The following is a 20,952-nucleotide window of genomic DNA, read 5'->3' as shown; positions in this document are numbered from 1 at the left end:
TAAGTTCAGTCTATACAATTTTTTCCCGAATGGATCATGTCTTAAACGCGATATCATAAAAAAGCAGCACTGCTCGCCAGTGCTGCTTTCTTTTAAAGAGACGTCTTTTCAAAAATCTGCTCTAAATATTTAATTTTTTCTTCCGTATAATGTTCAAATCTGTCGTTGTATGATTTTGGATCTTTCGGATTGGCGAAGTGTGTGATTTTTCCCGTTTTGGGATCAATGAATTTGCTTGCCGCGCCGCAGCCGATTCCGATGATCGTCTGCACCTCTTCCATAATCATAATATTATAGATGCTTTCCTGTCCCGGAACTGAGTACCCGACGTTTTCCAGATTACCGAGAATGTTTTTCTGGCGGTACAGATAGTAAGGCTCATAGCCGTTCTCTTTTGTCCAAACAACGGCATCATCCATCATTTGCGACACCTCGTCTCTGTCCGCTACTTTATACTTGTGTTTATTTCTCGTCATCTCTGACGCCCGCTTGAATGAGAGCGTATGGACGGTAAGGGATTCAGGCATTAATTTTTCTGTTTCACGAAGGCTGTTTCTGAATTCCTCCACCCCTTCTCCCGGAAGGCCGATGATTAAATCCATATTAATATTGGACATGCCGTGCTCGCGTGACAAGTGATACTTCTCAATAGTTTCTTCAACCGTATGGTGTCTGCCGATTGCCTTTAATGTTTCATTTTCATACGATTGCGGATTGATGCTGATGCGATCAATATGATATTTGTTCAGCACATCAAGCTTTTCTTCCGTAATGGTATCAGGCCGCCCCGCCTCTACAGTGATTTCCCGAATCTGTTTCACATCCGGGAACGAGCGGACCATTTCCTCATACAGCAAATCCATTTCTTCAGCGGTAATGCTGGTCGGTGTGCCTCCGCCGAAATAAATGGTTGTTACCTTTATTTCATGCCGCTTCAGCCATTCGCCGATTTTCTGCATTTCAAAGTGAAGCCCCCACAAAAACGAACCGACTCTGCCGGCCTGTCCCTGAATCGCATAAGCCGGGAAGGTGCAATAGGCGCACTTTGTCGGGCAGAAAGGAATGCCGATATATATGCTGACCTCGTCCTTGACTTGATAAAGATCCGGAACTGCGGCAAGCTGGCGGTCCACGATTTGCTGCATTAAGCTGATTTTTTCATCGTGAATCAAATAGTCCTTTTTTAATTCGGCGTGCGCTTGATGTTGCGTCATCCCGCTTTGGAGTTTTTTATGGAGCAGCTTGGTCGGCCGGATGCCTGTCAGGATTCCCCATTTTTGCGTGATGCCCGTATGTGCTTGAAGCAGATTTAAATACACGTAAGAAATTGTGTTTTTCACTTGCTTAAATGCTTCTTTTTCGTTCATGCCAGAGGAAATCGGCTTTGTATGCCGTTCTTTAATGGAGGTGCCTTTCACTTCCCCTGAAACCGTGACATTCTCTAGGCTTTCAGAATAATCCAAGCTGATGACAAGATCTGATGATTCCTCTGAACCTCCGTATGTAAGCACACATTCTTCATAAAACAAATTCGCGATATTTTGAAGCGGACGGTGCAGCCTGTCATCCGTAATGCCTTCTATTTTTATTTGCAACGTAATCACCTTATTTTCAGATTCAAAACTTTCTTTAGTGTACAAAAATAAATGGGTAAAATCAATCCGCTCCCTTTATATGCAAAAAGCCGCAGGCGCGATATCATGTGCGCATGCGGCTCTAGTTTTATATTCGTTTCATATGGTATTTATCAAGAAACCCTTTTCGCTGCTGCATACGGAAGTATTCCTTCATCATATATGCAACACCCTGTTCATCATTTGACCTCGTAACCCAGTCAGCTTTTCTTTTAATCTCTGCAGAAGCGTTCCCCATGGCGACTCCAAGACCTGCGAGTTCAATCATCGGCAGATCGTCATGCTGATGCCCGATGGCGACTACATCTTCCATTGTTAAGCCTGCGTCAGCGACAACAAGCGCCAGACCGGCTTCTTTTGATACGCCTTTTGGAACGATGTTCAGTTTTTCTTCATTCACACGGATGAGATCGACCGCCGGAAAGGCTGCAGAAATCGTTTCCATGATATCGCTCTGAATGCCGCCGCCCGCGTATACTTCAATCACAGGGGCGCTCACCGGTTCATCCATGAGCAAATCACTTAATGACTCAACAAACTGAACTGGATAAAAGATCGGGTCTGACGGATGAATCAGCGCTTTCCCCAATAAATTGGAATTCACCTTTTTCCGATTTCCGATCGAATATTTTTCATGGAGAAGTCGGATATTGCACTGATAGCTCTCTAACACTTGCACAATATTAAACGTATGGTCCTCAGAAATTTTTTTCTCAAAAAATGGCTCATCTATTTTTTGAGCGATATAGGCGCCGCTGTGAGTAACCAGCTTCGCATCCAGTTTTAGCGATTTCGCTATTTTCTGTGCAGAGCGAAAATGGCGATTGGTCACAAGAGTAACGTAAATTCCTTTTTTCTTCACATAGTCTATTGCGTCTTTTGTGGCCTGATGCAGCTTTCCGTTGGAGCGAAGAAGCGCGCCATCTATATTTAATGCAAGCATTTGTTTAGACACAGAGATGTCCCCCTCCTTGATGACTGTACTTGTCATTAGAATATGACCCTGTCTCTGTGTTTAGAACAAGTTTTCTTCACAGCAAAAAAGCCCGCGTAGGCAGACTTTGAATGAAATCTTCTTTTTAGGATACGATCGATGCAGCCATTCTCCCAATACCATTATTTCTATTTCCGAAATATCATTTATCAGGAACCCCTTTTTTGACCGAGCGCACTCGTTCACTTACTCTCTGTTGCTTATCCCCTAAAAAATCGGCAGTATATGCGACCGTATCCTCAGTAAAAATGTAAGTGTAGGCGCTTTCAACATTATTATCTCAATTTATCCGCCGGATATCAAGTATTTTTTTAATTTAAAAAATCAGCTCGGTCAGCAAAATTAAATTTTCAGCAATACTGGAGATTTACATTGATACAGAACATACATTCGTATATAATTCACATTAACAAGGAGAAAAGCGGTGACCGTATGAGTAATCTAAAAGGTATCTACAACCACGAGTTTGTTCAGAAGCTGACTCACACTATAAAAAAAGAATATCCTTCTTTTGACGCGCCTAAATGCCAAACTTTGATTTTTCGGGAAGACTGGGAGGACCTTGCATTAAAACAGCGAATGCGCCGAATAACAGTGTCTTTATATGAAACGCTCCCGAGCAAATTTAATGAAGCGCTTACCATTTTATATAAAACCGCCCCTCATTTTACGGGTCTGAGCGGAATCATATTTCCTGATTATGTCGAGCAATACGGATTAGAGCATTGGGAAGAGTCGATGGGGGCTTTAGAAGCATTTACACAATACTCTACCTCAGAGTTTGCTGTCAGGCCTTTTTTACTGCTGAATCAGGAAAGAATGATCGAACAGTTTCTGGAATGGTCTTGCCATCCGAATGACCATGTAAGGAGACTGGCTAGTGAGGGAAGCAGGCCCCGCCTTCCATGGGGAATATCTATTCCTTCATTTAAATCCGATCCCTCCCCTATCCTTCCGATCCTGCACAACCTCATACAGGATGAATCATTGTACGTAAGGAAAAGTGTGGCAAATAACCTGAATGATATCTCAAAAACACATCCAGCACTCTTGGCAGACATCACCGCAAAATGGTACGGAAAACATCATGACACAGATTGGATCATAAAACATGCTTACCGTACGTTATTAAAAAAAGGCGATAAACAAGCGCTGTCCGTTTTTGGATATGAAGATGATGAATCCATCCGATTACAGCACTTCACTTGCAGCCCTGACCGAATCTCTATTGGAGAGAGTTTATCTTTTTCCTTTCAGATTCATTCTGCAAAAAATACCAAAGTAAGAGCCGAATATGCAATTGATTATGTGAAAGCCAGAGGACAGCGGAATAAAAAAGTGTTTAAAATCACTGAGATTGATATACATCAAGGTGAAACACGAGCTTATTCAAAAACTCATTCCTTTAGAGATTTATCTACGAGAAAACACTATAAAGGAGTTCATATGATCACTATCATTATTAATGGAACTCCAAAAGAGTCGCTTGATTTTATTGTGAACTGACACATTAGGAGACCTCGGCAAAAATAAAGAACCCTTCTTTCCTAAGAAAGAAGGGTTCTGTCTCATCATCAGCCTTCAACACTGCCGTAAAGCTCTTCCAAAGGCTTCATAATCACTTTGTTCAACTCGCCGATCAGCATGCTCATGCGCTGCTCTGCTTCCATCAGCTGAGAAATTTTTTCATGCTGCTGGACAAGTGCGACTGTTTTTTGCGCCTGTTCTACTTCTTCTTGCGTGATTTCTTCACCTGACATTTGCTTTTGCTGAAGTTTCAGCTGCACGTCACGGAAGTTTTCAAACATCCGCTTTGCTGATTCATCAGCATTTACTTCATCGTAAAGCCCTTTTAAACGGGTATACTCTTCGCTTTCCCGTATTGCTTTTTCAAGATCATAGGCTGCATCATAAAAATTACCTGCCATGTTTTATTGCTCCTTTCTTCAATACCGCTAGACATACCATTCCACTATAACAGACTATGGAGCATCTTTCATTATTATACGGGCTTTCATTTAAAAAAGGATGACGAACAGGGCTTGAATAGCTCCGATCAATCCGCCTAGAAGGCCGCCTAAATATGTGATCATTTTAAATTCTTTTTTTGTAATGGACAGCACCATTTCCTCCAATCGCTGAACAGGGAACTGATCCACCTGTTCCTTAACAATTTCCTCAAGGCGCATCCTTTTCAGCACATCATCAAGATTTGCAGCGATCCCATCAAGGGCCCTGTCTAAAAGCGCCGGCAAATACGTTTGGCTCAGTTCTTTTTCATATCGGGATGCCAATGCGCCGATTGTCCCTTCAAAAAACGGTGCGGCGGAGAATGATTGCAGCACTCTTTTTTTCAAGCTGACGATTAAGGCTTTGGTATTCCATTTTTCATCAGCCTCATAAAATGAGTATTGCTTCAGCTTATCCCATTCATTATTGAGAAGATCGGAAAGCAGCCGTTTCGTTTCTTCATTACGCAAAAACTTTAACAGCTCCGGCCGCACGCGGTCCGCGAGGCTTGAATTGCCGAGAAACATTTGCACCATGCTTCCGAGCATCCCGCGTTCTTTTAAAAAGTCATCAATCATATTGCCGAGTCTTGTTTTTCCTTCTTCACCTTCAAAATAGTCACTGCTTCGTTTCAAAATATATTCGGAAACCATCGGAATCTTCTCTTCCAGCTTTTCCTGCACTTCAGGCGGCAGCCACTCTTTTAACGGCCGGTGTTCGTATTGTAGGAAGAGCTGTGAAAGTTTTTCATCCGTCCATTGGTCAATCCATGCATCCGCAGCCTCACCCGGACGCTTGATGCCGACTTTGTCCAACGCTTCATTTAATGTCATCTCAGAATCCGTCATGCGGCGGATAAACTGTTCTCCGGCTTGCAGCGCCTGTTTTTTGGCCGTTTCAGAAACAAGCCGTTTTTTAATGCCTTCTGGTGTCAAAAGATGATTGACCACCGTCAGTCCCATTTGTTTAGCAAGCTCATCTCTTCTTTTTGGAATCAGCCCGGGCGTGAAAGGGACCCGTTTGCCAAATACGTAATAAGCCTTGTATGGCCGAAATAACATTTGAATTGCTAAATGATTGGTAATCGCCCCGATTACAGCGCCGATCACAATCATAAAAATAAAAGTTCCTGCAATACCCATTCCTTTTCATCTGCCTCCATCTTAACCGAATCTTTTTTATGATACCTGAACTATATCTATTCGTATTATAGAGGTTCGTGAGACGACTTAGCAAATAAAGGAGACGGAACCTTGCCTTTAAAAATCATCTTGTTTTGTCAGGAATAAGGCAAGGAGAAGTATCGTAATCATTAAGGTAGAACACCTGCAGCAAAATCCGTCTCCGGTTTCTTGGTTAAACAGCTTGAAGCTGCTGCTGGAAGGGAATGCGATCCTTCCGTACGTGATCAGCAGTTTTTCAATAAGGGGGAGTAACAACATGATAACACTCGGTTTTATGTCTTTATCCCGCCAGCATGAAGAAGATTATGCCGCCGAATTGGCGAAGAGAGCGCCTGACTTCGGCATTCGTTTCGTCCGCTTTACGCCATTTGATATATCTCCTGACACCCTGCGTGTCAAGGCGCTTGCCCATCATCCGTCCAGCGGAAAATGGAACGAAACAGAAATAAATATTCCCGACTTTATTTATGATCGCTGTTTTTATGGGAAAGACTCTCATTCCCATAAAGCAAAACCGATCGTCGAGTGGCTCAAAAAATACCCAAAAACAGAATTTCTCGGTTTCGGTCTTCCTGATAAGTGGGCTGTGTTAAACGATTTGCAGCAAAATCCTTTGATTAACCCATATATCCCAGAAACGATTCAAATCACAAAATATGAGCAAATTTATTCGTTTTTATCAAAAGAAAAAACCTGTATTTTAAAGCCGGCGTTCGGGTCTGGCGGCAGAGGCGTCATTCTTCTCGAGCTGGGCAAAAAATCAATTACGGCCACCTATCATATCGGAAAGAATAAACAAACCAAATCTTTTTCCAATCAGGTGTCTTTTAAAACATGGTGTAAAAAAGTGCTGCAGCACCGCTACATTTTACAGCCTTATTTAAATATTCAAGATAAGGAACGGTATCCGCGTGATATTCGTATATTAATGCAGAAAAATGAGTCCGGCAGCTGGGAAACTGTCGGCAAGGCCGTGAGACGCGGCTATCAAAACGGGCTTCTGGCAAATTTATCTGGGGGGTCTGATGCTCTCAAATTTGATACATGGTTTCAAGAGATTCCGAAAAAACAGCAGGTCATTTTATTGGATGATGTCTTCTCGATTACCCAGTCCGTTCCTTATTTTCTCGACGAGCAGTACGGACCTTTATTTGAACTTGGGCTCGATATATGTCTGGCCAAGGACGGAAGAATCTGGCTGCTTGATATCAATTCAAAGCCAGGCAGAAAATCCATTTTAAAAGTCTCTCCCGAGCAAAAGGAGCAGCTCTGCACAAGTCCTTTTAAGCGCTGCTTAGGGATTCACTCGTCACGGGACCAGAAAGGAGCCCTGCCGCATGAATCGTAAAAGCTTCGTGGTCGGCATACACAAAAAAAGCGAAAACACGATGTTCCTCCCCTCCTCTATGAAGCAAAACGGTCTTTTGTATGCCGCGTTCGGTACACAGGTCGCAAGATGTCATATTTCCTTCAAGAAAAATCTTGAGCGCACAGTACTGCTTTCTGAAAATCTGTTTCACGAGCTGATGATTCCGCACCGAAGCCAGGCGAATATCATTATTCACGAGAATACGGTCTTTATCGGCCCATTAATCGGGATTTTCACGGCCGGATTTACTAAGTCTCTTTCTCAGCCATTCAAAGAACGCTCTCTCTTTTTTTCAAAGCTGCTCACCTTGAACCTTCAGTCTGGCGGGTATTGCTTTGTCTTTGGCGCCCATCAAATCCAATGGGAACACGGCACGATTGAAGCGTACCTTTACAGAGAAAACGGCTGGGAAAAGAAAACCGTCCCGCTCCCGAATGTTGTGTATGACCGCTTGCCGAACCGTAAAATAGAAGATTCTGCACTCTTACAGGAAACAAAACAGCGGCTGATAAATGAATATCAAATTCCATGGTTTAATCGCGGGTTTTTTAACAAATGGGAGGTTCATCAGCTTTTGGAAAAAGACAACCGGACGGCACCCTTCTTACCGCAATCCATCCTTCATCCGTCCGTTGAGAGCATTGACGCACTGTGTAAATCATTTGAGACCGTCTATATCAAACCGGCTAACGGCGCGCTCGGCACTGGAATTTACCAGCTGACCCAATCGGAGAAAGGACTGACCGTCAAACATACAAATGAAGAAAAATCCTTTACTTCTATTGAGTATCCGAATTCATCAGCCTTTTTAGCTGCGTTTGAAAAAGAACACGATGCCGCTTCTTTTCTTGTGCAGCAAGGTATTGATCTTATCGAATTTCAGGGACGTCCTGCCGATTTTCGCGTGCATACAAATAAGAACGCAAGCGGAAAATGGGACGTAACCGCAATTGCCGTGAAGATTTCCGGCAAAAACAGCATAACGACCCACCTCTCAAATGGAGGAACAGTGAAAACATTGGCGGAACTCTATGACGATCCTAAGGAAAGGGCCGATATGATCAGAAAGCTTTCAGTCGCCGCACTAACTGTCAGCCGTGTACTCAATGAACATATTGAAGGCTTCATCGGCGAAATCGGCTTTGACCTCGGAATCGATCAGGCCGGAAAGGTATGGATGTTTGAGGCTAATTCACGACCGGGCCGCAGTATTTTTTCGCATCCGAACTTAACCTCTGTTGATTCTCTGACAAAGCGGAGAAACTTTGAATATGCGTCTTATCTCTCGGAGCAGGCCATCGTAGCGCCTGAAAAGCTTTGGCCGTAATCCGGCGCAGCCCGGAAAACATCCGGGCACTATTTTTCTGATAATTTTGGACAAGGTCAACATGCGGAAATGAATTCCTATTCTATGAACTTTCATCAGAATAAGATACAATGTAACTAATTCGGTTCCGATCCATGTCAATTGAAATCAATTAAGGAGCGTGACACTTCATGATTTCTCATTTTAGCTGGAAGCCTTTGTTCCAAAAAGAAAAGCTGCCCGGGTGGAGAATTTCGTTTTTTCATAAAGGGACACATTATGAAGGGATTTACCATAAGACAGGAGATATTGAGTGGGGAAGGCAATTCCCCGCCCATGACGACGAGCCTTCTATTAAAAGCGAGATTCATGAGCTGATGCTCTTTCACATTTATGATTAACTGATAACTGCTTAGCCTGAAAATGGCTAAGCTTTTTTTATTCCTCTCACAACATTTACCATTCAAATGGCTGCATCAAACTTCGCAAATTTAACATAATACATAGTACAGTCAGCAGCCATTGGGCACAGCCGAGAAGGCAGTGACTCCCCGGATTCACGGCTGGTGCAACTCCAGCAAGCCCAACCATACTATATATAAAAGGAGATATTAACAATGCCAAACCAATCTGGAAGTAACTCTTCAAACCAACTACTTGTACCTGGCGCAGCTCAGGCAATTGATCAAATGAAATTCGAAATCGCTTCAGAATTCGGTGTGAACCTTGGTGCTGAAACAACTTCTCGCGCTAACGGATCTGTCGGAGGAGAAATCACTAAACGTTTAGTTTCTTTTGCTCAACAACAAATGGGCGGCGGCGTACAATAACTTAATTCAATATAATGGCTGACAGAAGGCGCGGGCTCCCGCGCCTTCTTTTGATGCTGTCACTCTTTTTTCCTATTCCACATATCCTAGGAGAAAAGGGAGGGGAAAATAGTGTCTATGATGGCGTTTGTCAATTGGGAGCTTGTACAGTTTGTAAGTATATCGATGGTTCATGAATATGTTTCCCACCGTTCTATCAATTTGTACAGGTATTCTTTTCCGCGCTGTTCAAAATGATTGCCTTCATTTTATAATAAGACGAGGGGGTTTTTGGATGAAAATAGCTTTATTTGGCGCGACTGGCCGAGTCGGACAGGCATTTCTTAAAGAAGCAGGCGCAAACAAGCGATATGATATTTACGCGCTGGCCAGAGAACAAAAGAACGTGCCTCACTTGCCTCCGGAACGGATCATCACAGGAAATGGCCGGAATCGAGATGACGTACAACATGTGATCACTGGCTCAGACATGGTGATCAGCTGTCTGGGTACAGATGGAGATGACACGCTCTCTGTGTCGATGAAACATGTCATTGACATAATGGAGGAAGAAAACATGAAGCGGCTGATTACTATCGGTACAGCCGGAATTCTCAAATCCCGGCAACATCCGCAAAAATTTCGATTTGAGACCAATGAGTCAAAGCGAAAATTGACCCGGGCGGCTGAGGAGCATGCCAAAGTCTTCACAATGCTCGAGGCTTCTGGGTTAGACTGGACCGCCATTTGTCCCACTTATCTTCCGGACGGTGAAGCAACCGGTGTTTACCGCTTTGAAAAAGACTTTTTGCCAGAGGGCGGATCAAAAATCACAGTCGGCGATACGGCACATTTTCTCTATCAACAGCTTGAAGCGCGTGACTTCATCCGAGAACGTGTCGGGCTTGCTTATTAATGTGTACATAATAATAAGCGGCATACGGAAATCCGTATGCCGCTCAAGCTATGCAATTGAATTTTGTTTTCCTTTTTGCAGCTCATACATTTGATAATATTGGCCTTTTTGCTCCATCAGCTCTTCATGGCTGCCTTTTTCGATGATGCTGCCTTTTTCCATCACAAGAATGGTGTCAGCGTTTCTAATCGTGGAAAGACGATGGGCAATGACAAATGTGGTCCGCCCTTGTTTGACAACATCTAAGGCGTTTTGGATGACCGCTTCTGTTTCGGTGTCAATATTGGCGGTGGCTTCATCTAAAATCAGGATAGCCGGATCAAAAGCGAGCGCTCTCGCAAACGAAATGAGCTGCCGCTCTCCTGAAGATAACGTGCTTCCTTTTTCAATAACAGGTTCTTCCACGCCTTTTGGCAGATTCTTTAGCAGGTTTTCGGCCCCGACTTGGCGGAGAGCTTCAGTGATCCTTTCTGCCGAAATTCTCTCATCCTCCATACTTACATTTGAACCGATTGTTCCCGAAAAAAGGTACGGGTCTTGCAGAACAATGCCCATATGGGTTCTGAGCTCATGCCTCGACATTTCGTATATGCTTTTCCCGTCAAGCAGCACATCCCCTTTTTGGGCGTCGTAAAAACGGAACAGGATGTTCAAAATCGAGCTCTTGCCTGAGCCTGTGTGGCCGACGAGGGCGATGGTTTCTCCTTTTTTCGCTTTAAACGAGATATTTTTCAGCACGTCTTCCCCTTCATTGTAAGCAAAAGATACATCCCGAAATTCGACCTGACCTGATGCGCGATTTTTTGCCGGAACCCCCTGTGCTTCTGTTTCATTTTCTGCCAATAGCTCAAACACTCTTCCCGCCGATACCCTCGCCAGTTCAAGCTTTGAAAACTGGTTGACGATACCGGTAATCGGCTGAAATAGCCGGTTTAAATAATCCACAAAGGCATACAGCACACCGATTGAGATAATCCCAGCCGCATTCAGACTGGCGCTGCCGAAATGCCAGATCAAGCCGACAAACGCCAAGTTGCGGATGACATTCACCAAGTTATGGGATAAGAGAGAGTTTAGATTCAGCATTTTGTTTTGATAATGAAAGTGCGATTCATTAAGCTGCTCAAACTCTCTCATCGTTTCCTTCTGGTGGCGGAAAGCCTGAATAATGGGCATTCCTTGAATGGATTCATTCATTTTTGCATTGATGTCGCTGTTAATGGAGCGGATCTGATGATTATAGTCCGACGCATATTTGCGATAAATAACAGACCAGATCAATATAATCGGCACGATTGCGAGGCACAGAAACGCAAGCTTTATATCAAGCAAAAACAGCGCCGTAAAAATGCCGATCATGTAAATCGCGCTTGTAACAAAAGTAGAAAGAACCGTGACATATAAATCCCTGATCGCTTCGGTATCATTGGTCACCCGCGCAACCACTTTACCGGCTGGCAGGTTGTCAAAGTATCGGACCGGAAGCGTTTGAAGGTGAGAAAACACATCCTGCCTCATTTTTTGAATAATGCGGTTGGCGCTCATTTGGAGCAAATAGTGCTGTCCGTATTGAAAAAACACAGAAAAGACAAGCAGCCCTAAATAGAGAAAAATCAAGAACAGCAGCCCATGAATCTCCGGCTGGTAAAACTTAAAAATCTCCTGTTTTGTAAGCTTTTCAGCAGGATACGCCCGGCTTTCTCCCCCTTTTGAGATGGTCAGTTTTCCGTCAGATACCTTTCTGTCCCCGTCAAAACTGACCGCTTGACCGACAAAATAATAAGACGTTCCGACCTGATAGATATGCGCCTCGTTTTCCGGGGCGCCGGGAGAATCATACCGATCCTCCCTCACGTATGATTTGCCTTGAAATGATACCGCATTTTTTTCTCCTGCTGACACTTCATACCAAGTTTTTTCGATGCCAAGTATATGGTCGTCTATCATCTTTTTTCCGATAAAGGGTCCTGTCAGCTCGGCGCCCACAGCGACCATAAGCAAAAGAACCGCGGATATCAGCAGCTTCTTATAAATAAGCGCATATTTCCATAATGTTTTTCCTGTCTTCACGCAACAGTCCCTCCTTCTTCATTAGAGGACAGCTGCTGTCGCTCATATTGTTCACGATACCACCCGTTGTTCTCGAGCAGTTCCTGATGGGTCCCTCTTTCAGATATACGCCCGCCGTCCATGACAAGAATCAGGTCTGCGTGCTCAACTGCGGATAAGCGGTGAGACGTAATAAATGTGGTCTTCCCTTGGCGGTTTTTTCTGATATTGCGAATAATCGCCGCCTCAGTTTTCGCATCGACGGCTGAAAGCGAATCATCCAAAATCAAAATATCCGGATTTCCCATTAATGCCCTCGCAATCGAAATCCGCTGCTTTTGCCCGCCTGAGAGAGCGACACCCTTTTCGCCCACCATTGTGTTTAGCCCGGCCGGCAGCATTTCCAAATCTTTTTCAAAATGCGCCTCCCGAATTACCCGCCTCACCTCTTCATCTGAGGCATCAGGATTTCCGTATAATAGATTTTCCTTAACCGTTCGCGAAAATAACAAGTGATCCTGCGGGACATAACCAATCCAACTGCGCAGACGGTCGAGCGGAATGTCCTGAATTGGGACGCCTGATAATGTAATGTCTCCATCTCCGGCGGGATATTGGCGTAAGAGCTGCTTGATGATGGTTGTTTTTCCGCTTCCCGTTTTTCCGACGATCCCGACCGTCTGCCCTTTACCCACTGTGAAAGAGACATCGCACAGGTTGCCGTGGGATGAACTGGGGTACGTAAAGCTGACGCGGCTGAAAACCATTTCGCCCGGCTCTTCAACTGCGGCAGGAAGCGTCGGTTCCACAACTTCAGGCTCGTAGAATAAGGTTTCATTGACGCGATCTAAAGACGCATTTCCGCGCTGCATCACATTAATCAATTCACCAATGGCAAACATCGGCCAAATCATCATGCCAAGATATACGTTAAAGGAAACAAGCTCGCCAAGTGTCAGCTGATTTTGAAAGACGAGATAGGCGCCGTAACCAAGTCCGATAAGGTAACTCATACCGACGAGAAGCTTGACCGTCGGCTCGAACAGGGAATCAATAAAGGCCACCCTCATATTTTTTTCGTACACGTCAGCCGTCATGTCGTTAAAGCGGCGGACATCATTTGTTTCCTGCACATAAGCCCTGATCACCCGGACGCCGGAAACAGATTCTAGCACCCTGTCATTCAGAGCGCCGAATGAATCTTGAGCCTCAGTAAACCGCGCATGAATTTTGCTTCCGTACAAGCTGATTGCCAGCGCCATAAAAGGAAGCGGAATAATCGCAGCAAATGTCAGCTTCCAGCTGATCAATATACCCATCGTCAAAAAGATCGTCAGCATATACATCGTAGAATCAGCCAACGTCAAAATTCCGAAACCTGTCGTTAAACTGACCGCTTTCAGATCATTTGTTCCGCGTGCCATTAAATCTCCTGTCCTGTATTTCTCATAAAACGGCGGAGACATGTTCAGCAAGTGCCCCATCAGCTTAGAACGGAGAATTTTTTCCATTATGTTCGCCCCGCCGAACAGCTGATACATCCAATAATAAGACATAACATACACAACAGCCGTCAAGCCGAGAAAAAGTCCAATGTAAAACACCATGCCGCTGACGGTAAACAAACCGGATTTCATATCATCTATCGCGTTTCCGAGAAGCTTGGGCGGAAACATCTCCAGCACATTGACGGCCAATAAAAGCACAATTGCAATAGTATAACGCAGCCAGTAGGCTTTAAAAAACCATCCCAGCTTTTTTAATACAGAAAACATATATCCCCATCTCCTTCACTTCGTCAGCCGCCTTCAAGTTTATCCCGGCCATTTTTCTTATTCTTCATCATGCATTCTTCTTTTGTATTCACATCCACCACACCCATCTTTCTTTAGATTTAGAATCATTTTGCATATAAAAAAGAGGCATAAAGCGTAAGCTCCATGCCTCTTTTTGCCAATTATTAACAGGCGCAGTCCGCTTTGGTGCGCGACTGAACCACTTAAACAGACGTCAGGTTACAGAATAAGGGAGGTTCGGGCTCGTCACGCGGATATGAAATTGAACGATGTTAACGTTATTTATCCTTAGCATGACAATACCTCCGTTCCGATTTTAGATTCTTTTTCATATTATAAATAAAACCTTTTTTTGTCAATCACTACTTTAAGAAAAATGGTTAGCGGTTTCATATTTCGGGTATTGTATTGTAATCCATCTTTTGAAAGGGTGAGGATCATGTTTCATGCCGATCGAATCATTGTTGCATTTGACGGAAGTGACAATAGCAAGAAAGCGCTTCAAAAAGCCATTGACCTTTCAAAAACTCTGCACGCACGGATAACTGTCGCACATTCTCATGACAGAAAAGAAAATCAGACCATCATCGACCCGCCTAGACCGGCAGCAGGCGCAAGCTATATCGGCGGAGGAATGACGAGTGTTCCCGACCCGCTTATGTCAGAAGGTGTCCAGCCGCAGCCGATGATCTATGAAGATCAAACGGAAGAAGTCGTTGCTGAAGCCAGAATGCTTTTGAATGATAACCAAATTGACGGAGACATTGATATATTAGAAGGCGATCCCGCGAGTTCAATTATCGAGCACGCAGCAGATATATCAGCCGATCTGATCGTCATGGGAAGCCGTGACCAAAACAGGCTGAAAAAACTGTTATTCGGAAGTGTCAGCGAAAAGCTGTCAGCGAAATCCGATATTCCGGTTCTGATTGTAAAGTGAGCACGCAGCAGTGCTCACTTTTTTAAATTCACAATTGTAAAAAAACAGTGTTTATCCGCTTTTTCTGCTATAATACTTTCGTGCAAAAAAGCACAAAAGCATTAAAGATCATTAATGGGGTGTTTTTTTGAATTCACAAAAACGGCTGACGTTTCCGTTGGCTGCCGGACTATTTTTATTTATATTGGCGGTTATCATTTCCTGCCTGTTTATGTTCCATACAGAACCGCATATGCCCCTGTTTCTATGCATCCTTATTCTTTCGATTGCCGGCTTAACCATCGGCTTTTCGTGGAAGGACATTGAGGAAGGCATTGTGAACGGCATAAAAAACGGAGTACAGCCAATTATTGTCCTGTCATTGATCGGCATTTTGATCGGTGCGTGGATGTACAGCGGCGCTATACCGACTGTTACCGTTTATGCTTTGTCCTTTATTGAACCAAGTCAGCTTCTGTTGACCGCATTATTTTCATGCATGATTATCAGCACACTGGTCGGATCAAGCCTGACAACAGTGAGCACGATCGGCGTAGCCTTGATAGGAGTAGCAAGCGCTGCCGGCGTTCCGCTTGAATGGACCGCCGGGGCAGTGATTTGCGGCGCCTGCTTCGGAGATAAAATGTCACCTATGTCAGATACGACCAACTTCGCTGCCGGCATTGGAGAAATTTCGATTTTCAAACACATTCGCCATATGACGGGGACGACAATCCCCGCTTTGCTTATTACGATCGTGCTGTTTTATGTAATGGGGTTATCTGTTTCGGCAAACGCCGCTTCAACAGCTAATATCGAGAAAATGATCTCAGTGATAAAAGAGGCGGCAAACGTTACTCCTTGGGCGCTGTTATCTCCGCTGCTGGTCATCCTGCTAGCAGGTAAGCGGGTATCCGTGATTCCCGTTCTGGCTGCCGGGATTGTTTCCTCCGGCATACTGACTGCCCTTTTCATTCCTGACAGCGGTGTCCAAGCATTTATCTCAGCGCTGCAAAACGGAACTGTTTATGAGACGGACAATCAGGCTGTTTCAAACATCATCAACCGGGGCGGGCTTCAGTCGATGATGGGCTCAGTCTCTCTCATTATGATCGCTTTTGCACTCGGAGGAATAATGGAGAAAATCGGTCTGATTTCAGCCTTATTGGAGGGTGTCATGAAAGGCATTCACACAAAAGGACGCCTGATTTTGGCAACCGTTTGCTCAAGCATCGGAGTGAACTTAGCAACAGGTGAACAGTACTTGTCGATTTTAATACCCGGCCAGTCATTTAAACACTTATATGACAAACAAAATATTGAACGAAAGTATCTGTCACGCTCGCTTGAAGACGGCGGCACCTTAATTAATCCGTTAATTCCGTGGGGAGTAAGCGGGGCATTTATGGCCAGCGCACTCGGCGTTCCTGTCATCGATTATTTGCCGTATGTTTTCTTCCTCTATATTTCTCCGATCATATCGGTCATTCTTGGATTTGCAAAAAAATAAACAAAACAGCACCGCTCTTTTGCAGCGGTGCTGTTTTGTTTATGATGACGAGATGCCGATCGCCTGCTGAATGCTTTCTTGAAATGCCGCCTGCAGCTGCTTCGTCAGCGGTCCCGGAACTCCGCTGCCAACCGCTTCCCCGTCAAGGGTCACAACCGGAATTACCTCTGACGTTGTAGAAGAAATAAAAATTTCCTCTGCTTGTCTGAGTTCTTCCTCGGTGACAGGCTTTTCTTCCAGCTTCCATCCGTTTTTTCGTATGAGTTCCAAAATGTTCATGCGGGTGATGCCATTTAAAATCAACTGGTTGGCCGGGTGTGTCCGGACTACCCCGTCTTTCACCGCATACACATTGGAGGATGTTCCTTCCGTTACAATTCCGTCTCTGATCAGCACAGCTTCATAAGCACCCGTTTCATAGGCCTTTTGCTTAATCATCACATTATACAGTAAATTCAGACTTTTGATATCGCATCTCAGCCAGCGGAGGTCTTTATCAGTAATCGCTGACACGCCGTGCGCCTGCTCATTTTCCGGTTTTTTCACTGGAAACGTGTACGCAGTTGTTTGCGGAGCCAATCCGGCTTCATATTGATGCTTTCTCGGCGCCACGCCTCTTGTTGTCTGAATGTATACCCCGCCGCTCTCGACACCGTTTTCTTGGACAAGCTTTTCCAGCTTCCATTCAAGATCCTCAATGCTAAACGGCAGATCGATTCCGATTTCAGCGGCGCTTCTAAAAAATCGTTCAGCATGCTCGCGTAATCCATATAAAACACCCTTGTAAACTCTGATGACTTCATAAATACCATCGCCAAATTGATAACCGCGGTCTTCAATATCAACAACGGCCTCATCCCGTTTCAATAACTGTCCATTCACTAACACCTTCATACAAACCCTCCCAAGTTTCGTGATATCCTGTTTTTCTCAAGCTGTCATTGTCAACTATTCTACCATACCGAACAAGCTGAAAAACAGAAAGAATTAGAGATATAGAAAGCGCAGGCAGAAGAGATTATTTTTTCCTTAAAAACTGATATTTCGACAATTTTTCTATGTTCTTTCCAGTTTTATTCCTGTATACTTTATGTCGGAGTACATAGGTTGTAATCATATGGCAGTGTATCTTGCAATAAAACTGCCACCAATACAGCGGTATGTAGAAATCTATGCCACTGGAGAGATTAATATGCGCCAGACGAAAGGAGACACTTCTCCTTCTGTTTTTTCACTTGTTTTTAAATTTACAAGCTTAGCAGTTTTGTGTGTGTTGCTGTTGTTAATCGTCTTTTTGGGTTACTCAGGGTCGCACGCAAAAGGTAAACAAATCACGGTCACAACCAACAGCCAGCTTCGTGACGAAAATCCGAGCCTCAAGCTCAAAAGAAACTCCCCGGATCTGCTGATTAAACATTTACAGACCGAGCAGAGCCCTGATGAAAAAACGGTCTATCTGACGTTTGATGACGGCCCGTCAGCCTCTACAAACCGCTTGCTGGATGTATTAAAAAGCGCTGATGTGAAAGCTACCTTTTTCATGCTCGGACCGCAAATGAATACATTTAAGCAGGCTGTGGAAAGATCAAAGAATGAAGGACACTCACTCGGCCTGCACGGCGTCACGCATGACAACAAACGATTCTATCAGACGCCGGTATCGCCTCTGAAAGAAATGCAGCAGGCGCGTGCTACGCTGAAAGACATCACGGGGGTCAAAACAGACCTTGTCAGAACCCCATACGGCAGCAAGCCGTCACTTACCGACACCCAGATCAAACATCTGGAAAAAGGCGGTTTTGTGTACTGGGACTGGACGATTGACAGCATGGATTGGAAATACCGCGGACCGAAATTTGTGCCGGAGGTCATCAATCAGCTTGAATATATGGAAAACAGCCATTCAAGCCGCCCACATGTCATTCTCATGCACGACCTTCCGTCCACCGTTCAATCACTGCCGGTTTTAATCAAACAACTGAAGGATAAGGGATATTCCTTTGATGTGCTGAAGGATACAATGATTCCTGTCCATGAATAAAAAATGAGGCGCCTTCGAAAGGCTGCCTCATTTTTTATCGGATAATTCTTTGGCAAACTCGCCTATTTTTCTATGAATCACAAGATCAAACAAGTCATCACAGTAAGTCGGTTCTAGGTTAATGAGAATCTGTTTCATTCCTGGAATCCGGCTTGCTTCCTCAGGTACAAAACTGGCAGGCGCCACTTCAAGTGATGTTCCGATCACCAAAAACAGATCAGCTTGACTTAATTTTTCATAAAGGGTATCAAAATGCTGCACGATGTCGCCGAAAAGGACGACGTCTGTTTTTAAGACCGTGCTGCAAATGTCGCTGTCCGTTTTTTCCGCCGTACATTGGGGCACGTCATGCTTTAGCAAATGAGAAAGATCGTAACTCGCGCCGCACGCTGGGCAGGCCGCTGTCTGGATCGATCCGTGCAATTCGTATACGTGTCTGCTTCCCGCTTTCTTATGAAGGCCGTCGATATTCTGCGTGAAAATATCGACTTGCTTCCCCTCTTTTTCCAGCTCTGCTAAATAGACATGACCCTCATTCGGCTCAAAGCGGCCGCTCATTTTCATTTGAAACAGCTCTTTGAATTTAGGCCAGAACAGGCTGGGATGGCGTTCAAAGTAATCGCGGCTCATCGCTTCCATCCTGGAGGAGTCTTCAGTCCAAATACCGCCCGCTGAGCGGAAATCCGGAATACCCGATTCCGTGCTCATGCCGGCTCCCGTCAGCACGACAATACGTTTGGCTTTGTCCACTATATCTTGATAATCCTTCAAAGCTTCACCGCCCTTTTCGATTATTTTATCATAAAAAAAACTCCGTCCGAAAGCGGCAGCTAAAGGACGGAGTGCAACGGGCTATGCCCGCTCCTTCTCCCCATTGATCCGATTCGTCTGAAACGGATCATTATGGTTTTTCTGTTTCACCAGTACGGTTTGGCCCGGGTATGCGAACTCTACGCCCTCCGCCGCCAAAATGTCTATAATACGGTAATTGATATCTTCTCTGACATCAAGGTTCTCAGCCCATGCTGTGGTTTTTGTATAAAAATTAAAGAATAGGTTGTAATAGCTGTCAGCAAACATGTCAAAGTTGACCATAATGGTGTCGTCATGCACGTCTTCATGCTCGATCAGCATTTTTCTGAGCGTTTTAATGCAGCGGTCCATTTTCTCAACAGGCGTGGCGTATGACACATGAAGCGAGAATGTAACCTGGCGTTTGTTCATTTTTGTCCAGTTCGTGATGGCTTCCATCGACAGCGTGGAGTTCGGGACGGTAACAACAGCTTCTTGTGCCGTTCTGAATCTCGTGCTTCGGAATGTGATATCCTCCACCGTTCCCGTCACGCTCGGTGTTTGAACCCAGTCGCCAATGGTAAACGGCTTTTCCGTGATAATAATGATTCCGCCGAAGAAGTTGCTGATGGTATCCTTGGCCGCAAGCGCAAATGCCAATCCGCCAAGCCCCAGCCCCGCTACAAAGCCGTTTACATCGTAATTAAATTCTTGCGCAATAACACTTACGCTGAGCGCAATAATGACAAATCGAAGCAGCTTCGATAAAAACGGGGCCAAAATATCGTCCATTTCAAGATCGAATCGCTGATTGACCTTATGGAATAAAAATGATGAGGCTGCTGTCAAATTACAGAGACCCCAAGACAACAGCGCCACAATAAACGAACGGTACACTTTGCTGATAAGCGGCATCTGCCCGTCAAAGAACGGGGAATACCGAATGGCCAAAAAAAGACCGAGGGCGACAAAAAACCACCTGGCAGGTTTATCAAAGGCAACGATCACCTGTTTAAATATTTCTGTTTTCGGCTTGTTTGTTAAATTAAAAATCAGATTGAATAAATACTTCGTAAATATCTTTCTGAGTATGAGAAAAATCAGCAAAATGCCTAAGCTGATTCCTATTTGTATCGTTTTATCAAGTGTAAAGTATTGTTGAAGATTTTCCGGCATGACGGTCGCTCCTTTATCCCAATCGAAAATTAATTATACTAAATCATTCGGCAAAAATCTCTTTTAATGTCTCAATAGACGCATAAAAACCCCGGCACAGAGCCGGGGCATAGTATCTTTCATCATATTTCAGCCAGATTCAATAGGGACAACACGTACTACTTCCTTTTCGTTTGTGTCTGATCCAGGAGAGTTGCTTTTTGCATTTCAGCATCCGTTTCGGCCTTAATTCTTTCCTCCACTCTGATTCTCCCTTTACCCATGATCTCGCCTCCTTTTTTGCTATTATAAAATAACAGAATTTTTTGTAAACAAGTCGAAAGCACTATTTTTTTGGCGAACACTGTCATACCGGTATACCGTGCTGTTTATTTTTCTTTTTTAAGATATACGCCCTAATCAGCCCGGCCTATTCTTTTTTCTCAAAAAAATTCACCACTTGGTATC

At 44.4% G+C, this 20,952-nt stretch carries 20 protein-coding genes; 10 read left to right on the top strand and 10 right to left on the bottom strand.

Annotation, left to right across the window (positions count from 1 at the left end; genetic code table 11):
• Positions 1-92: 92 nt before the first annotated feature.
• Both AAHT65_RS12200 and AAHT65_RS12195 read right to left on the bottom strand, forming a co-directional pair.
• Positions 93-1,595 carry a coproporphyrinogen III oxidase gene (locus AAHT65_RS12200; RefSeq protein WP_010788104.1) on the bottom strand — a complete coding sequence of 501 codons (1,503 nt, stop codon included), beginning with the start codon at positions 1,593-1,595 and terminating at the stop codon, positions 93-95.
• A gap of 127 nt (positions 1,596-1,722) precedes the next feature.
• Positions 1,723-2,589 (bottom strand): Cof-type HAD-IIB family hydrolase, encoded by an 867-nt coding sequence (locus AAHT65_RS12195; protein WP_088116846.1) that lies wholly within the window; start codon positions 2,587-2,589, stop codon positions 1,723-1,725.
• A gap of 471 nt (positions 2,590-3,060) precedes the next feature.
• Here AAHT65_RS12195 and AAHT65_RS12190 point away from each other — a divergent pair, with 471 nt between their 5' ends.
• On the top strand, positions 3,061-4,134 hold the full coding sequence (locus tag AAHT65_RS12190) for a DNA alkylation repair protein (RefSeq protein ID WP_343310291.1): 1,074 nt from the start codon (positions 3,061-3,063) through the stop codon (positions 4,132-4,134).
• 68 nt (positions 4,135-4,202) lie between these two features.
• Here the strand turns inward: AAHT65_RS12190 and AAHT65_RS12185 are convergent, their stop codons facing one another.
• Positions 4,203-4,556, bottom strand: coding sequence for a YlbF family regulator (locus tag AAHT65_RS12185; protein ID WP_010788101.1), 354 nt, complete (start codon positions 4,554-4,556; stop codon positions 4,203-4,205).
• A 90-nt stretch (positions 4,557-4,646) separates the two neighbouring features.
• Entirely contained in the window at positions 4,647-5,780 is a 1,134-nt protein-coding gene (locus tag AAHT65_RS12180) for a DUF445 domain-containing protein (RefSeq protein WP_088116844.1), read from the bottom strand.
• Positions 5,781-6,078: 298 nt separating this feature from the next.
• Here AAHT65_RS12180 and AAHT65_RS12175 point away from each other — a divergent pair, with 298 nt between their 5' ends.
• From AAHT65_RS12175 to AAHT65_RS12150, 6 genes are all read left to right on the top strand, one after another.
• On the top strand, positions 6,079-7,170 hold the full coding sequence (locus AAHT65_RS12175) for a YheC/YheD family protein (RefSeq protein WP_035175052.1): 1,092 nt from the start codon (positions 6,079-6,081) through the stop codon (positions 7,168-7,170).
• Positions 7,160-8,518 carry a YheC/YheD family protein gene (locus AAHT65_RS12170; RefSeq protein WP_343310290.1) on the top strand — a complete coding sequence of 453 codons (1,359 nt, stop codon included), beginning with the start codon at positions 7,160-7,162 and terminating at the stop codon, positions 8,516-8,518. The genes AAHT65_RS12175 and AAHT65_RS12170 overlap by 11 nt, the downstream gene beginning before the upstream one ends.
• 170 nt (positions 8,519-8,688) lie before the next feature.
• The gene (locus AAHT65_RS12165) at positions 8,689-8,898 is read left to right on the top strand and encodes a YheE family protein (RefSeq protein ID WP_003327777.1); all 210 of its coding nucleotides are present in this window, start codon (positions 8,689-8,691) and stop codon (positions 8,896-8,898) included.
• Positions 8,899-9,114: 216 nt separating this feature from the next.
• Positions 9,115-9,327, top strand: a complete 213-nt coding sequence (locus tag AAHT65_RS12160) for an alpha/beta-type small acid-soluble spore protein (protein ID WP_003327778.1) — start codon at positions 9,115-9,117, stop codon at positions 9,325-9,327.
• A 117-nt stretch (positions 9,328-9,444) separates the two neighbouring features.
• Positions 9,445-9,564, top strand: coding sequence for a hypothetical protein (locus tag AAHT65_RS12155; RefSeq protein ID WP_206699549.1), 120 nt, complete (start codon positions 9,445-9,447; stop codon positions 9,562-9,564).
• 37 nt (positions 9,565-9,601) lie between these two features.
• Positions 9,602-10,222: an NAD(P)-dependent oxidoreductase gene (locus AAHT65_RS12150; RefSeq protein ID WP_106034659.1), complete on the top strand. Its 621-nt coding sequence runs from the start codon at positions 9,602-9,604 to the stop codon at positions 10,220-10,222.
• 48 nt (positions 10,223-10,270) lie between these two features.
• Here the strand turns inward: AAHT65_RS12150 and AAHT65_RS12145 are convergent, their stop codons facing one another.
• Complete coding sequence (locus AAHT65_RS12145) at positions 10,271-12,292, bottom strand: ABC transporter ATP-binding protein (RefSeq protein WP_343310289.1); 2,022 nt, start codon at positions 12,290-12,292, stop codon at positions 10,271-10,273.
• A complete protein-coding gene (locus AAHT65_RS12140) occupies positions 12,289-14,046 on the bottom strand; it encodes an ABC transporter ATP-binding protein (protein WP_343310288.1) in 1,758 nt (585 codons plus the stop codon). The genes AAHT65_RS12145 and AAHT65_RS12140 overlap by 4 nt, the downstream gene beginning before the upstream one ends.
• A gap of 460 nt (positions 14,047-14,506) precedes the next feature.
• Here AAHT65_RS12140 and AAHT65_RS12135 point away from each other — a divergent pair, with 460 nt between their 5' ends.
• Together AAHT65_RS12135 and nhaC are read left to right on the top strand one after the other, a co-directional pair.
• The gene (locus AAHT65_RS12135) at positions 14,507-15,007 is read left to right on the top strand and encodes a universal stress protein (RefSeq protein ID WP_010788097.1); all 501 of its coding nucleotides are present in this window, start codon (positions 14,507-14,509) and stop codon (positions 15,005-15,007) included.
• Positions 15,008-15,134: 127 nt separating this feature from the next.
• The gene (gene nhaC / locus AAHT65_RS12130; protein WP_088116839.1) at positions 15,135-16,496 is read left to right on the top strand and encodes a Na+/H+ antiporter NhaC; all 1,362 of its coding nucleotides are present in this window, start codon (positions 15,135-15,137) and stop codon (positions 16,494-16,496) included.
• Positions 16,497-16,535: 39 nt separating this feature from the next.
• Here nhaC and dat read toward each other — a convergent pair whose 3' ends face one another.
• Positions 16,536-17,390, bottom strand: coding sequence for a D-amino-acid transaminase (gene dat, locus AAHT65_RS12125; protein WP_094231725.1), 855 nt, complete (start codon positions 17,388-17,390; stop codon positions 16,536-16,538).
• A 298-nt stretch (positions 17,391-17,688) separates the two neighbouring features.
• Between dat and AAHT65_RS12120 the strand changes: the two genes are divergently transcribed.
• On the top strand, positions 17,689-18,537 hold the full coding sequence (locus AAHT65_RS12120; RefSeq protein ID WP_094231724.1) for a polysaccharide deacetylase family protein: 849 nt from the start codon (positions 17,689-17,691) through the stop codon (positions 18,535-18,537).
• A gap of 27 nt (positions 18,538-18,564) precedes the next feature.
• Here AAHT65_RS12120 and AAHT65_RS12115 read toward each other — a convergent pair whose 3' ends face one another.
• The 3 genes from AAHT65_RS12115 to AAHT65_RS12105 all read right to left on the bottom strand — a co-directional run bounded on the left by AAHT65_RS12115 (position 18,565) and on the right by AAHT65_RS12105 (position 20,768).
• Positions 18,565-19,308, bottom strand: coding sequence for an NAD-dependent protein deacylase (locus tag AAHT65_RS12115; RefSeq protein ID WP_094231723.1), 744 nt, complete (start codon positions 19,306-19,308; stop codon positions 18,565-18,567).
• 81 nt (positions 19,309-19,389) lie between these two features.
• Complete coding sequence (locus AAHT65_RS12110) at positions 19,390-20,505, bottom strand: mechanosensitive ion channel family protein (RefSeq protein ID WP_343310287.1); 1,116 nt, start codon at positions 20,503-20,505, stop codon at positions 19,390-19,392.
• A 158-nt stretch (positions 20,506-20,663) separates the two neighbouring features.
• The gene (locus tag AAHT65_RS12105; protein WP_003327789.1) at positions 20,664-20,768 is read right to left on the bottom strand and encodes a YhdX family protein; all 105 of its coding nucleotides are present in this window, start codon (positions 20,766-20,768) and stop codon (positions 20,664-20,666) included.
• Positions 20,769-20,952: the final 184 nt, after the last annotated feature.

Origin of the sequence: Bacillus atrophaeus, from assembly GCF_039519175.1 — a bacterium.
In the GTDB taxonomy this organism is placed as follows: Bacteria; Bacillota; Bacilli; order Bacillales; family Bacillaceae; genus Bacillus; species Bacillus atrophaeus.
This window is presented reverse-complemented; position numbering and strand designations above follow the sequence as displayed.

Excerpts from the sequence above, each read along its gene's own strand:
- AAHT65_RS12190 (WP_343310291.1), top strand. The coding sequence starts at position 3,061 with ATGAGTAATCTAAAAGGTATCTACAACCACGAGTTTGTTCAGAAGCTG.
- AAHT65_RS12185 (WP_010788101.1), bottom strand. The coding sequence starts at position 4,556 with ATGGCAGGTAATTTTTATGATGCAGCCTATGATCTTGAAAAAGCAATA.
- AAHT65_RS12180 (WP_088116844.1), bottom strand. The coding sequence starts at position 5,780 with ATGGGTATTGCAGGAACTTTTATTTTTATGATTGTGATCGGCGCTGTA.
- AAHT65_RS12175 (WP_035175052.1), top strand. The coding sequence starts at position 6,079 with ATGATAACACTCGGTTTTATGTCTTTATCCCGCCAGCATGAAGAAGAT.
- AAHT65_RS12170 (WP_343310290.1), top strand. The coding sequence starts at position 7,160 with ATGAATCGTAAAAGCTTCGTGGTCGGCATACACAAAAAAAGCGAAAAC.
- AAHT65_RS12165 (WP_003327777.1), top strand. The coding sequence starts at position 8,689 with ATGATTTCTCATTTTAGCTGGAAGCCTTTGTTCCAAAAAGAAAAGCTG.
- AAHT65_RS12160 (WP_003327778.1), top strand. The coding sequence starts at position 9,115 with ATGCCAAACCAATCTGGAAGTAACTCTTCAAACCAACTACTTGTACCT.
- AAHT65_RS12155 (WP_206699549.1), top strand. The coding sequence starts at position 9,445 with ATGATGGCGTTTGTCAATTGGGAGCTTGTACAGTTTGTAAGTATATCG.
- AAHT65_RS12150 (WP_106034659.1), top strand. The coding sequence starts at position 9,602 with ATGAAAATAGCTTTATTTGGCGCGACTGGCCGAGTCGGACAGGCATTT.
- AAHT65_RS12140 (WP_343310288.1), bottom strand. The coding sequence starts at position 14,046 with ATGTTTTCTGTATTAAAAAAGCTGGGATGGTTTTTTAAAGCCTACTGG.
- AAHT65_RS12135 (WP_010788097.1), top strand. The coding sequence starts at position 14,507 with ATGTTTCATGCCGATCGAATCATTGTTGCATTTGACGGAAGTGACAAT.
- dat (WP_094231725.1), bottom strand. The coding sequence starts at position 17,390 with ATGAAGGTGTTAGTGAATGGACAGTTATTGAAACGGGATGAGGCCGTT.
- AAHT65_RS12120 (WP_094231724.1), top strand. The coding sequence starts at position 17,689 with ATGCGCCAGACGAAAGGAGACACTTCTCCTTCTGTTTTTTCACTTGTT.
- AAHT65_RS12110 (WP_343310287.1), bottom strand. The coding sequence starts at position 20,505 with ATGCCGGAAAATCTTCAACAATACTTTACACTTGATAAAACGATACAA.
- AAHT65_RS12105 (WP_003327789.1), bottom strand. The coding sequence starts at position 20,768 with ATGGGTAAAGGGAGAATCAGAGTGGAGGAAAGAATTAAGGCCGAAACG.